Source organism: Algoriphagus terrigena DSM 22685 (assembly GCF_000429445.1).
Classification (GTDB): Bacteria; Bacteroidota; Bacteroidia; order Cytophagales; family Cyclobacteriaceae; genus Algoriphagus; species Algoriphagus terrigena.
Genome location: NZ_AUBW01000017.1, coordinates 128,126 through 140,772, shown reverse-complemented (window position 1 = coordinate 140,772; position 12,647 = coordinate 128,126). Strand labels below are relative to the sequence as shown.

Annotated in this window: 11 protein-coding genes and 1 riboswitch; of the genes, 6 read left to right on the top strand and 5 right to left on the bottom strand. The window is 48.7% G+C overall.

Going from position 1 to position 12,647, the window contains the following annotated elements:
* A partial coding sequence (locus G459_RS30180; RefSeq protein WP_084454544.1) for a hypothetical protein occupies window positions 1-246 on the top strand: 246 nt, incomplete at its 5' end.
* Between the two features lie 281 nt (window positions 247-527).
* Window positions 528-4,052 carry a VCBS repeat-containing protein gene (locus G459_RS0116155; RefSeq protein ID WP_026968571.1) on the top strand — a complete coding sequence of 1,175 codons (3,525 nt, stop codon included), beginning with the start codon at window positions 528-530 and terminating at the stop codon, window positions 4,050-4,052.
* Here the strand turns inward: G459_RS0116155 and G459_RS0116150 are convergent, their stop codons facing one another.
* Window positions 4,053-4,814: a creatininase family protein gene (locus G459_RS0116150; protein WP_026968570.1), complete on the bottom strand. Its 762-nt coding sequence runs from the start codon at window positions 4,812-4,814 to the stop codon at window positions 4,053-4,055.
* 84 nt (window positions 4,815-4,898) lie between these two features.
* Between G459_RS0116150 and G459_RS0116145 the strand changes: the two genes are divergently transcribed.
* The 4 genes from G459_RS0116145 (at window position 4,899) to G459_RS0116130 (ending at window position 8,740) form a co-directional block, all read left to right on the top strand.
* Window positions 4,899-5,885: an isoaspartyl peptidase/L-asparaginase family protein gene (locus G459_RS0116145; protein ID WP_026968569.1), complete on the top strand. Its 987-nt coding sequence runs from the start codon at window positions 4,899-4,901 to the stop codon at window positions 5,883-5,885.
* Window positions 5,882-6,619: a copper homeostasis protein CutC gene (locus G459_RS0116140; protein ID WP_026968568.1), complete on the top strand. Its 738-nt coding sequence runs from the start codon at window positions 5,882-5,884 to the stop codon at window positions 6,617-6,619. Before G459_RS0116145 ends, G459_RS0116140 begins: the two co-directional genes overlap by 4 nt.
* A gap of 91 nt (window positions 6,620-6,710) precedes the next feature.
* A complete protein-coding gene (locus G459_RS0116135; RefSeq protein WP_169725043.1) occupies window positions 6,711-8,165 on the top strand; it encodes an FG-GAP repeat domain-containing protein in 1,455 nt (484 codons plus the stop codon).
* Window positions 8,166-8,281: 116 nt separating this feature from the next.
* On the top strand, window positions 8,282-8,740 hold the full coding sequence (locus G459_RS0116130; protein WP_026968566.1) for a CBS domain-containing protein: 459 nt from the start codon (window positions 8,282-8,284) through the stop codon (window positions 8,738-8,740).
* Between the two features lie 63 nt (window positions 8,741-8,803).
* Here G459_RS0116130 and G459_RS0116125 read toward each other — a convergent pair whose 3' ends face one another.
* From G459_RS0116125 to G459_RS0116110, 4 genes are all read right to left on the bottom strand, one after another.
* Complete coding sequence (locus tag G459_RS0116125) at window positions 8,804-9,970, bottom strand: trans-sulfuration enzyme family protein (protein ID WP_026968565.1); 1,167 nt, start codon at window positions 9,968-9,970, stop codon at window positions 8,804-8,806.
* A 97-nt stretch (window positions 9,971-10,067) separates the two neighbouring features.
* Window positions 10,068-10,171: riboswitch (SAM riboswitch) on the bottom strand.
* Between the two features lie 61 nt (window positions 10,172-10,232).
* On the bottom strand, window positions 10,233-10,793 hold the full coding sequence (gene pth / locus G459_RS0116120) for an aminoacyl-tRNA hydrolase (protein WP_026968564.1): 561 nt from the start codon (window positions 10,791-10,793) through the stop codon (window positions 10,233-10,235).
* Between the two features lie 194 nt (window positions 10,794-10,987).
* Window positions 10,988-11,560, bottom strand: a complete 573-nt coding sequence (locus G459_RS0116115; RefSeq protein WP_026968563.1) for a 50S ribosomal protein L25/general stress protein Ctc — start codon at window positions 11,558-11,560, stop codon at window positions 10,988-10,990.
* 27 nt (window positions 11,561-11,587) lie between these two features.
* On the bottom strand, window positions 11,588-12,514 hold the full coding sequence (locus tag G459_RS0116110; RefSeq protein ID WP_026968562.1) for a ribose-phosphate pyrophosphokinase: 927 nt from the start codon (window positions 12,512-12,514) through the stop codon (window positions 11,588-11,590).
* Window positions 12,515-12,647: the final 133 nt, after the last annotated feature.

Here is a 12,647-nt window from a genome sequence, read left to right as displayed (position 1 = left end):
ACAATAGAAGAAATAAAACACCGGGCTCTCGCCCCAACTCCTCCTTTCTTCCAGTTGCTGAAGAAGGCAGGTCTCCTGATCGCCGCCGTCGGCACGGCAATGCTGACCGCACCGGGAGAAGTACCTGAAATCCTCTTGGCCTATGCTGGCCATGCAGTAACAGCAGGCACCATCCTGATTAGCATCTGCCAACTCACCGTCGATGAAAGCCGACTGGAGGAGAAGCTGCTGCAGGCAGTGAAGTAGTCTGATTTGAATCTACTAACCGGGCAAGGACTCCTTGCTCGGTTTTTGATTTAGAATTCCTCCCGGCTCTTTAGTAAAAATGTGTTCCTATTCTAATGATTGGATTGATTTGGCAAATCCGGATATTCTGATTCAGAATCCAGGTTTCTAATCTGATCTTGATTAAAATTGAAAGAGGAGGCAATCGCCTCCTCTTTTTTTGTTTTTTACAACCAGTCATTTTTTTCTACAGACGGGAAAATGCTAATTTGACCGTTCCTATCCTTACCCGAAATTACCCCATGAAGTATTCTATCACCACGATTGCCTTTGGTATTACTGTTCTTTTCACTGCCTGTAAAAAAGACACCGCGCTATACGCGCTGAGAGCTCCCGGTGAAACCGGAATTGACTTCAACAACGAGATAATCGAATCGGACTCCTTCAATATCCTGACGGACGAATACATCTTCAACGGCGGCGGAGTTGCTGTGGCAGACTTCGACCAAAATGGCCTCCCAGACTTGTTTTTCACAGGAAACCAGGTGTCCAACCGCCTTTATCTCAATGAGGGGAAATTCAAATTCAGAGACATCTCCCAAGGTGCCGGGATATCGGCGGCTGACAGATGGTGTACAGGAAGCGCAATTGTGGACGTCAACCTCGACGGATGGCCGGATATCTACGTCGCCACCGCGATGAAGAAAGGCCCGAACGAGCGGAATAACCTGCTTTTTGTAAATCAGGGAAAAGATGCCGCCGGCAATGTTTCCTTCAAAGAGATGGCTGCAGACTATGGTATTGCCGACGCTGGCAACAGTATGGGTGCTGCCTTCTTGGATTATGACTTGGATGGAGACTTGGACTTGTATGTCCTCAACAACGAACAACTGACAGTAAAACCAACCAATTTCCGGTCAAAAGTTGCAGATGGTACCGCAGTCAATAACGATAGTTTTTACAGAAACAACGGAGATGGCACCTTTACCAATGTCACTATCGAGGCTGGAATAGTCTTCGAGGGGTTTGGTCTTGGCTTGGTCGTGTCGGATATGAATAACGACGGCTGGCCGGATATCCATGTCAGCAATGACTACATCACCAATGATATCCTTTACATCAACAATCAAGACGGTACTTTTTCAAATAAAACCAAGGAGAACCTGAGGCATCAAAGCCAGTTTTCGATGGGGGCGGATATCGCGGATTTCAACAACGACGCACAACCCGACTTGATTACTATTGACATGTTGGGGGAGGGTAATTTTCGTAAGAAGACCACCATCGGGAAAAACGTCTACCAAACTTATCTGAACAACGAGACCTTCGGGTATGACTATCAATATGTCCGCAATATGCTCCATGTAAACAACGGCCCCGGGATTCCTTTTTCCGAGATTGGGCTGATGGCCGGCGTATATCAGACCGATTGGAGCTGGGCGCCGCTATTTGGGGACGTAGACAACGACGGCTTGCGCGATTTGTTGATCACCAATGGTTTTCCACGGGACATTACGGACAAGGATTTTGCCAACTACCGTGCTGATGTGGGAAACATCGCCTCGGTACGTCAACTTTTGGACTCCATTCCGATTGTGAAAATCCCCAATTACTCTTATCGCAATACCGGGAATCTCGGATTTGAGGACAGCGGCGCGACTTGGGGATTGAATGTCCCTTCGTTTTCCAACGGGGCCGCTTTGGTGGATCTGGATCTGGATGGAGACTTGGACTATGTCGTGAACAATATCAATGACCCCGCTTTTGTATTTGAGAACCTGCTGAACGAGGCAGCGAAAGCACCGAACTATCTTCGGGTGAAGTTGAAGGGGCCGGCTAAGAATCCACAGGGTTTGGGGACCAAAGTCTTGGTAAAACCAACCTCGGAGAGGCTGCTCTATGAGGAAATGCAGGTGGCGAGAGGTTATATGTCTTCGGTTGAAGATGTGCTCCATTTTGGATTGGATTCCCTGACATCCGTGGCCGAATTGATGGTCATGTGGCCGGATGGGAAGAAAACGGTAATGCAAGACGTCGCCTCAAACCAAGTATTGGTGGTCGACTATGCTTCTGCGGCTGTAGGCCAAGACTCGGTAGCCGTCGTCGATCTGGGCGGAGGACCAAGGCTGCTTTCTGAGGTGTCGGACGAATTGGGAATTACTTTTGTCCATCAGGAAGAAGATAAAATCGACTATAACATCCAACGAACGCTTCCGCATAAGTTGTCTCAGTTTGGGCCGGCTCTGGCCGTGGGAGATTTGGATGGAAACGGCCTGGAAGACTTGGTCATCGGATCTTCGTCCGGATTTTCGCCCCTTTGGTATGCGCAGCAGGAAGACGGCCGATTCGTTCAAAGGGAGCTGCTGCCCGGCTCCAATACGGCTTTTGAGGAAACAGGCGTTTTGCTGGTAGACCTGGAAAATGACGGAGATCTTGACCTGTATTTGGTCGGTGGGAGCTATGAGTTCTTGCCAGAAGCGGCGGAGCATCAGGACCGCATCTATCTCAACGACGGCAAAGGAAACTTTAGCCTGGATCAAAACTTTTCTTCCGTAAAAGCCAACGGAAGCGTAGTGCGCGGCGCGGACTTCGACGGAGACGGATTCATGGATCTTTTTGTCGGCGGCAGATCTCCGATCGGGAAATTTCCTCTTCCCGAAAAGAGCTTTCTCCTGAGAAATGAAAACGGACAAATGACGGACGTGACGGATCAGGTTGCGCCGGGCCTACGCGAAGTGGGAATGGTGACCGATGCAGTCTGGACCGATGTCAATGGCGATCGTAAGATAGACTTGATCGTGGTCGGCGAGTTGATGGCCATCACGGTTTTTATCAATCAGGGAGGCAAATTTGAGAAGCTTCAGGACACCGGATTAGAAAATCACCTCGGCTGGTGGAACTCCATTACCACGGCTGATTTTGACCAAGATGGCGATTCGGATTTTGTCGTCGGGAACTTGGGAGCAAACAACCCACACCAGCCGACGGCGCAGAGACCGGTAAAAATCTACGCAAAGGACTTTGACAACAATGGCAGCATGGATCCTGTCACTTTCGCGTACTACAGAGACAAGCAAGGAGGCGTGTTCAATTCCTTCCCGAGTCATTTTTGGGATGATCTAAACGGACAAAGCCCGATGTTTCGAAGGAAATTTGAACGCTACAAGTATTACGCGGTAAGCACTGAGGAGTCCTTTTTCACGGAGGACGAAAAAAATAATGTCCTCATACTCACCGGCAATTACGATCGCTCGGTATGGGTGGAGAACTTGGGCGCTGGCAAGTTCAAGGTCCATGAATTGCCGCTGATGAGTCAAATCGCGCCAACCAATGGGATCGTAGCTGATGATGTGAATGGGGATGGCTTTTTCGACATTCTTCTGGTGGGGAATGACTACGGAAATGAGATTTTCATCGGTAGACTTGATGCTTCTGTTGGCGCCCTTTTGTTGGGCGACGGCAAGGGGGATTTTAAATCTTCCAAGCCGACTGAAAGTGGTTTCGTGGTGCCGGGTGATGCCAAAGCATTGGTGAAGCTCAGCTCTAGCCAAGGCTCACCGATATATTTTGCTTCGCAAAACAGAGGCAAGCTTTTAGCCTTCAAGGCGGGAAACAAGGAGGCAAAAACACTTTCATTCGGTCAAGAAGCCATGGCTGTGATCTTGGAGCTGGAGAGTGGAAAGATGCAGCGATATGACCTTGGCTTTGGATCTGGCTTTGGCTCACAGTCCTCCAGGGAGATCACTTTTCCAGCCGGGGCAAAGTCGGCGGTGATGATCAATTACCAAGGTGAGATGGTTCCAGTCGAGATATTTACAAGGAACTGATCAGCGGTAGAGCTCGTCTGGCTTAGCGGCACAGATATCCTGGATCAGCTCGGAGACTTTGTCAGTCACATCTTCAAAATATAGCCTCCCTTTTTCAGGGGAGGCTTTTTTTGGATTGCCAATTCCCGTGTCTTCACTGACTTGAGACCACTTTCGCTCCATCCACGCCCAACGCTCGCGGATACCGCGGATCGTCGATTTCTTTTCGGAGCCGTCTCCGGCTTCGTCCAGCGGCAAGACCAACTCCGGATGCAGGAATTGAATCAGAGAAGTTTCCATTTCGTCCGCATGGTCTCCGGCTTCGTCAAAGTACTTGCTTTTGTCCAGGGCTTGAAACCAGTTACAGGTGAAGAGCATCATTTCAGGATACTTCAATCCCAGTTCACGCAGCATTGGCTGGAAGTTGTTGCCGCCGTGGCTGTTGAGGATCAACAATTTCTTCAAACCCTGCCGATTTAAGACTTCAATAATGTCCCCTAGGATGATCAGCTGGGTGCTTGGATTTAGATTGATATCCAGATAGATATCGCTCTGCCCCGTGTTGACTCCAAAAGGAATGCAGGGCAACACCACAACTTTCGATCCTTTTTCCCAAGCTTTTCTGGCGCCTTCCGCAGCAATCCCATCCGCCTCAAATACGTCAGTGCCATAGGGCATGTGGTAGTTGTGCGCTTCCGTCGCTCCCCATGGCAGAATGGCCAAGTCGTATCGGAAGGTTTTCAGGTCTTTCCAGTTTGCTTCTTTAAGAATATAGGGTCTCATGGATTTGTTTGTTGGATTTAGGAAGAAGTAAGCGATTTTTAGGGCCAAATTCATAATTTGAAAGCCATTTCTAAAATACGTTTCATGTCTCAAAGAAGAAAGTTTATCAAGCAATCCCTGGTGGGATCAGCCATTTTTTTACCGGGTGTCGCATCTGCCTACACTTCCTCAGCTGCGCAAAGATCAGTTGCGGGTGAGAAGCCGGTGATTTTATCCACGTGGAATCATGGAGTTCCCGCCAACGCGGATGCTTGGGCAAAACTCAACGAGACAGGCAATATCTTGGACGCGGTAGAGGCTGGCGTGAGAAACACAGAGCTTGACCTGACGAACCTTTCCGTAGGACTTCAAGGACTGCCTGATCGGGAGGGAATCACTACGTTGGACGCTTCTATTATGACTGGAGACGGCGCTTGCGGTTCGGTGGCTTTTGTCCGTCAGATCAAACATCCGATTAGCTTGGCGAGGGCGGTGATGGAGAAAACACCGCACGTGATGATCGTCGGCGAGGGCGCCAGACAATTTGCGATTGAGCAGGGTTTTCCCTTGGAGAAAGAAGTACTCAGCCCAAATGCCCAGAAGGAATACGATAAGTGGAAAGAGAAAAGCGAATACAAACCCATCATCAATATTGAAAATCACGATACCATCGGGATGATCGGGATCGACGCCAATGGGAAGTTGGCGGGGAGCTGTACCACCAGCGGCTTGGCCTACAAGATGCACGGCCGGGTCGGTGATAGTCCGATCATCGGAGCGGGATTGTATGTGGACGATGAAGTCGGAGCGGCAACCGCCACAGGACTGGGAGAAACAATAATTCGGATTTGCGGCAGCTTTTTGATCGTGGAATTGATGCGTCAGGGGAGGACTCCGCAGGAAGCCTGCGAGGAAGCGGTCAGGAGGCTGGTCACCAAAAGCAAAAACATCAAAGATATTCAGGCTGGTTTTCTCGCTATCAACAAGTATGGCGAAACCGGAGCTTATGCCGTTCACCCCGGGTTCAATTTTGCGAAAGCAACGGCTTCAGGAAATTTGTTGATCGACTCAAACAGCCATTTTAAGCCATGAGCAAAGTTTTGTTGGAAGCTCCCGTTTTCAATTTGCAGGGAGCCCTTGAAGCAGCTCAGTTTGGAATTGATCGGCTAGAATTGTGTGCGAATTTTCCCGAAGGGGGAGAGACTCCCAGCGCCGGTATGCTTCGCTTTCTAAAAAGCGAAGTCGATATACCCGTTTTTGTGATGATTCGTCCACGGGGTGGAGATTTTGTTTTTTCCCAAAAAGAACTGATCGTGATGAAGCAGGATATTCAGCTGCTGGGCGAGCTCGGCGCGGATGGCTTTGTGTTCGGGATTTTGGATGAACATGGAAAAGTAAACCAGTCAGCTTGCGAGCTTTTGCTTCGGGCTGCGGGAAGTAAGCCTTGCACGTTTCACCGCGCCTTTGATGCATCGGCGGACTTGGATGATTCTTTAGAAAAAATCATTCGCCTCGGATTTGCAAGGATCTTGACTTCCGGCGGGAAAAATTCGCTTACCGAAGGGCTGCCGGTGATCCAGGATTTGCTCCAAAAAGCCAAAGACCGGATCATCATCATGCCAGGCGGCGGGACGAAAGCGGAGCATGTACCCATCCTGAAGCAGAGCGGTCTGCTGAAAGAAGTCCATGCATCCTGCAAGCTGGCCAAGCCTTCGCCCAATCAATATATCAATGCCGGACTTTCATTTTCAGGAATGCCGCTTGATTTTTCAAGCAGGTTCGGAGTTGATCCTGCCGTAGTTAATGAATTTAAAGCTGTTTTGTGAGATTGGGATGCGGAAGTATTTAGTAGGTTCTCTAGTTTTTGGCTTGTGGAGTTGTGGGCAAATTTCTGAGCGAAAGCAGCCACCTCCCAGCTTGTACCAATTATCTCAGTCAGACCTCGATCTCTCAGGCGAGCAGCTTGCCAATGGATATTGCGCGGCCTGTCACCTCAAGCCGGAGCCCGACGCCCTGGACAGATATACTTGGGAGACCTCAGTGCTTCCCGATATGCGCAAGCGAATGGGGCTTTATTTGGAGGAGGATTTTGGTCAACCACTGCCGGAAGACAAAGGTGTGCCCGATGGAATCTATTCCAAGACAGAATTGATCTCACGGGAAAACTGGGCCAAGCTTCTTGCCTACTATCTCGAAAATGCCCCTGAGCAACCGCTTCCCCAAGCTGATAAGCAAACTCCAAAACAAGGAATCCCGGGGTTTGAACTGGAGGTTCCCGAATTTCCTATGGTGAGAGCTGACCTGACCACGATGCTCAAGGTCCATCCACCGACGGGAGATCTTTGGCTGGGCCATCGCTTTCGCGCACTTTATATCTTGGATTCCAAAAATGGCTTTAAGCAATTGGACTCCATACCGACGCCGGTGGCGCCTGTGGAGCTAAAGTGGGGTGAAGACGATTCCTTCAAACTCCTGTCGATGGGGTTGATGGATCCGGCCAATGATTCGCTCGGAGTGATTCAAAGCTATTCGAAAACGGGTGAAACCTGGAGTACCATTCCCATCCAGGAAAAACTATCCCGCCCTGTTCACGTCGAATTTGCCGACTGGAACGGAGATGGGAAGGAAGAACATTTGATCAGTGATTTTGGAAATCATGTGGGGAGATTGAGTCTTTACCTGTCCGATTCTGCCGGTTTTAAGGAGAAGATTCTGAAGAAAGATCCCGGAGCTAGACGTTCGATCGCGGTGGATTTTGATCAGGACGGGGATATGGACATCCTAGCATTGATGACTCAGGCGAGAGAAGCGATCTTGCTCTTCGAAAATCAGGGTAAGGGACAATTCCGGGAACGAACGCTGCTTGCATTTCAGCCCGCTTTTGGATCCAGTGACTTCAGGTACGAGGATATGACGGGTGACGGAATTCCTGATTTGATCTTGGTCAATGGCGACAACGCCGATCTTTCGCAGGTTCTGAAAAACTTTCATGGAGTTCGAATCTTTGAAAACGACGGATCAGGGGGATTTGAGGAAAGCTGGTTTTATCCCATGCATGGCGCGAGCGGACTGGAAGCCGGCGATTTTGATCAAGATGGAAAGACCGATCTAGTAGCGATCTCGTTTTTCCCCGACAAAAATCAGGCTCCCAAACAAAATCTCATCTACTTCCGGCAAGCTTCCAAAGGTGATTTTGAGCCGTTTGTCTTAGCAAAGTCTCCCGATTTTCATTGGCTCATGATCTCGAAAGGAGATCTGGATCTGGATGGGGATGACGATATCCTCGTTGGAACTTTCGCCTTTGACCAGCTCTATGCGGCGCCCACACAGACCTGGAGTCCATTTATTGTGCTGAGGAATAAATTGAGATAATTTGGTGTACCTGCTCTTCACCGAAATAAAAATATAGGAGTAATTTAATTTCCGTTCTAAAATTTCTCTTTTCCTTAGAAATCAGTATCTTATTCATATTGTTTAACTGATGAGCTATGGTAAAAAGTTTTCAAGGGGTCAGGGTGATGGAGCCAAAGGCCCCGATCCAGCAGATTTTGGTCAAAGACCACATGAGTACCAGTCTGGTCACTTTCAGGCCCGAGGACTCGATCGATCAAGTGTTGGAGATTCTCAACAAGCGGAAGATTTCGGGAGGACCGGTGCTCGACGAGGCTGGCGGTCTGGTGGGAATCATCTCCGAGACTGATTGTCTGGCGGAGATTATAAAGGGAAAATATACGAATACCGTGAGGTTTCCTGCCAAAGTCAGCGAGTATATGAGTACTGACGTGATCACCATTTCGCCGGACATGTCGCTTTTTGATGCTGCTCAAAAGTTTCTTGAACACAAGATCCGACGTTTTCCGGTACTAAAAGACGGACAGCTGGTTGGACAGATCAGCCTCAGTGACCTGATCCGAGCTTTCCCCAAACTCAAGCATACAACGTGGTAAAAACAAGAAGAGCTCGGAATTTTCCGAGCTCTTCTTGCATATGTTCTGACTTTTTAGGCGCGATTACTTGGATTTTTCTATCGCTTGTTCGACATCTTTGATGATATCGTCGACATGCTCCAGCCCCACAGACAATCTCACCAAGCCATCAGAAATACCGACTTGCGCCCGCTCTTCCGGCGACAGTTTACTGTGGGTAGTTGACGCGGGGTGCGTGATGATGCTTCGGGTATCTCCCAGATTTGGTGTGATGGAGACCATCCGAAGCTGATCGATAAACCGTTGGGCTCTGGCTCCCCCGCCTTTCAAAGTCAAGGTAATGATGCCTCCGCCGGCTTTCATCTGCTTCAGGGCGAGGTCGTGCTGCGGATGCGACTTGAGATACGGGTATCGCACCGTTTCGATCTCGGAATTGCCCTCGAAATAGCCCGCGACTTTTAGTGCGTTGTCGCAGTGACGATCCATCCTGACGGCCAAAGTTTCCAGACTTTTTGTCAAAATCCAGGCGTTAAAAGGCGAAAGCGATGGGCCGGTATGACGCGTGAAAAACTGTACTTCTTTGATCAGTTCTTTCGTTCCAAGGATCAGACCTCCGATGACGCGACCCTGGCCATCGATATATTTTGTGGCGCTATGAGTCACCAGATGCGCTCCCCATTTTGCAGGCTGCTGCAAATAGGAGGTCGCAAAACAATTGTCCACCACCAGGATGAGGTTATGAGCTTTGGCAAAATTTCCAGCCCATTCCAGATCGATGATCTCCAGTCCGGGATTGGAAGGAGTTTCGATGAACAGCATTTTGGTATTGGGTTGTACCAATTGTTCCCAGTTTAGATAGTCCGAGATATCGCCGTAGGTGGATGTGATCCCCCATTTTGGAAATACCCGGGTCAAGAGCTGATGCGTGGATCCAAACAGCGATCGGGCTGCCAATATATGGTCTCCCTGCTGAAGCAGAGAGGCGATGCTTCCAAACATGGCGGCCATCCCCGAGGCAGTCGCGATGCCGTCCTCTGTGCCTTCGGCTGCGCAGACTTTTTCGATCAGGTCTGAGGAGTTGGGATTGGCGTACCGGGAGTAGATGTTTCCGGGGATTTCGTCTGCAAACATGGCTCTGGCCTGCTCAGCTGACTCGAAAGTAAAGCTGGAGGTGAGGTAGATGGGAGAGGAATGTTCCCGCTGGTCGGAGCGGGTTTGGATTCGTATCGAATCAGTTTCGTTATGGGACATCTTCTGGTAGGTTTGAATAACTAGATGGTCCAGGATTGAAAAAGAATTTTCCCAGAGGCAGTATTCGAACCAGAATTGAGGCAGTAGTATTTACGCCAATTTATAGTTCCCGCTGAGGGTAGGATTTGGCACCTTTCTCCGTGGCAGGGATGGTTGCCAGAGGGTCATCGAGCCTATTCTCTCGCCTCTTCTTTATAAATCAGTCTCCTGAAGTGCTGCAAATAAAAAGGGAGATTTGCGCATTTCCAAATATCCCTTCAAATCAGTCGTTGAATTGTGTCATCGTCTGGGCAATGCCGATGGTGCAAAAGCTAAGAATCATCTCAATTGCCTTGTCCATGATCATCGGTAACTCATCAAACTCCCGCTGGGTGAATCTCCCCAATACGAAGTCGACCTGTCTTCCTTTTGGGAAATCGTCTCCGATTCCCATCCGAAGTCTGGAGTAGTCCTGCCCTCCTGTGAGGTCTTCGATGTTTTTCAGCCCGTTATGTCCGGCCGCACTGCCCTTTACACGCATCCGGAGCTTGGCAAATGGAATGGCGACATCATCCACCAGCACCAGGATGTTTTCTTTTGAGATTCCCAGTTCCTTCATCCAGTAGTTGACCGCTTTTCCACTGAGATTCATGTAGGTGGTCGGTTTGATGAGGTGGAGGGTTCGGCCTTTGTATTTCACCTCGGTCTTGAAAGCAAGGCGGTCGCTTTTCCAGCTGGCACCTTCCTTGTCGGCAAGTCGGTCAATGGTCAGAAAGCCTATATTATGTCTTGTGAGTTCGTATTCCGGGCCGATATTGCCCAATCCCACGATTAGGTATTTCATATGATTAGATTTTTTCCAGTGGCCAAATGGCCCGTCCTAAACTTGATTCGGCGAATGCCCTAACAATCATTTCCGCGTGTGATTCCGCAGTTACAGGATCATGGGCATTTCATGAGCGCAAGATTTCAGAGCTTCGAAAATAAAAAAATCCTGCCCGGTTAGGAGCAGGATTTGTAAAATCAGTAAGATTTGGATTACTCTCCCTTCTTGCCTCTAAGTGCTCTTGGAATACCAACAGTCACAACAGAAACGTTTGGAGATGTAAGGATTTCGAAGCCTTCGACGTTCAATTCGCCGACTTTGAAAGATTTACCCAGATCCAAGGTAGAAATGTCAACAGAGACAAAGTCAGGAAGATTTCCTGCCAGACCTTTTACTTTCAATTTTCTGGTTTTGAATTCCAGCTTACCACCTTTTGCGATACCAGGTGAGCTACCTTCGATCTTCACAGGGATTTCGAATTTGATCGCTTTGTCTTCAGTGTAAGCCATGAAATCTGCGTGAAGCAAGGTCTCACTTACCGGGTGGTATTGAGATTCCTTCAATACAGCTTTAATGATCGTGCCTTCAATGTTCAGCTCAACCAAGTGAACTTCAGGAGTGTATATCAAATCACGGAAAAGGATTGCCGGAGAGTAGAAGTGAACTTGCTCAGGGATACCAGGTCCGTAAACCACGCAGGGAACATTGCCTGAATCTCTGATTTCGTTCAAAGCAGCACTGTCGAGATTTGCTCTTTTAAACCCTATAATCTCTAGTGTTTTCATAAGTATTTGTATTTTAAATTGGTTTCTTTAGATAAAGAGAGAACTGATCGATGTATTGCCAGTCACCGCATGGATTGCTTTCGCAAACAGATCAGCCACTGTCAGTACTCTGATTTTTGAAGAGTGTTGTTTGGGAGTAATGGTGTCTGTGATGACCAATTCTTCCAAAACTGAGTTTTCAATGTTTTCGTAAGCTTTTCCCGAAAGTACCCCGTGTGTGACGATGGCTCTGACCGAAGTGGCTCCTTTTTCGCGGATGATCTGAGCGGCTTTGCAAAGTGTCCCTGCGGTATCCACCAAATCATCGACTAGAATTACATCTTTTCCCTCTACATCTCCGATCACCTGCATCGATGCGATCTCGTTGGCTCTTTTTCTGTGCTTGTCACAGACGACCATTTCTACTTCAAAGTGCTTGGCAAACGATCTGGCTCTTGCCACACCTCCAACATCGGGGGCGGCGAAAATCATGTCCGGAAGCCTCAGCGTGCTCAAATAGGGTGCAAAGATAGCAGATCCATTCAAGTGATCCAAAGGGATATCGAAAAAACCCTGAATCTGTCCGGCATGCAAGTCGCAAGCCATGATCCGATCCGCCCCGGCCGAGGTCAGCATGTTGGCTATCAACTTGGCTGCGATAGAAACTCTAGGACGGTCTTTCCGATCCTGGCGTGCATAGCCAAAGTAGGGGATGACAGCGCAAACCTTGTAAGCACTGGCACGCTTAGCTGCATCTATCATCAGGCAAAGCTCCAAGATATTGTCGCTCGGAGGGTTGGTGCTCTGGATGATGAATACGGTACAACCGCGGATTGACTCGTCGAAGCTCGGTGACATTTCTCCGTCACTGAATTTGGACATGGTCAGATCACCTAGTTTTTTGCCGTAATTTTTGGCAATTTTTTCTGCCAGATGGAGACTGTTGGTGCCTGCGAATATTTTGACCTCAGACATGGGGAGTGTTTTGGGAGATTTGGATGGGAAAGGAACCTAGAGCAAAAGTAAGGATTTTTGACAGATGGGCTAGAGATGCGGCTTTTGATGCAAATAATAGTCAGTAATATTTTGAAAAAGAATGTAATGAAGG

What these genes read in the sequence shown, in the direction of transcription:
- G459_RS0116155 (WP_026968571.1), top strand. Translation starts at nt 528, where the DNA reads ATGAAGTATTCTATCACCACGATTGCCTTTGGTATTACTGTTCTTTTC.
- G459_RS0116150 (WP_026968570.1), bottom strand. Translation starts at nt 4,814, where the DNA reads ATGAGACCCTATATTCTTAAAGAAGCAAACTGGAAAGACCTGAAAACC.
- G459_RS0116145 (WP_026968569.1), top strand. Translation starts at nt 4,899, where the DNA reads ATGTCTCAAAGAAGAAAGTTTATCAAGCAATCCCTGGTGGGATCAGCC.
- G459_RS0116140 (WP_026968568.1), top strand. Translation starts at nt 5,882, where the DNA reads ATGAGCAAAGTTTTGTTGGAAGCTCCCGTTTTCAATTTGCAGGGAGCC.
- G459_RS0116130 (WP_026968566.1), top strand. Translation starts at nt 8,282, where the DNA reads ATGGTAAAAAGTTTTCAAGGGGTCAGGGTGATGGAGCCAAAGGCCCCG.
- G459_RS0116125 (WP_026968565.1), bottom strand. Translation starts at nt 9,970, where the DNA reads ATGTCCCATAACGAAACTGATTCGATACGAATCCAAACCCGCTCCGAC.
- pth (WP_026968564.1), bottom strand. Translation starts at nt 10,793, where the DNA reads ATGAAATACCTAATCGTGGGATTGGGCAATATCGGCCCGGAATACGAA.
- G459_RS0116115 (WP_026968563.1), bottom strand. Translation starts at nt 11,560, where the DNA reads ATGAAAACACTAGAGATTATAGGGTTTAAAAGAGCAAATCTCGACAGT.
- G459_RS0116110 (WP_026968562.1), bottom strand. Translation starts at nt 12,514, where the DNA reads ATGTCTGAGGTCAAAATATTCGCAGGCACCAACAGTCTCCATCTGGCA.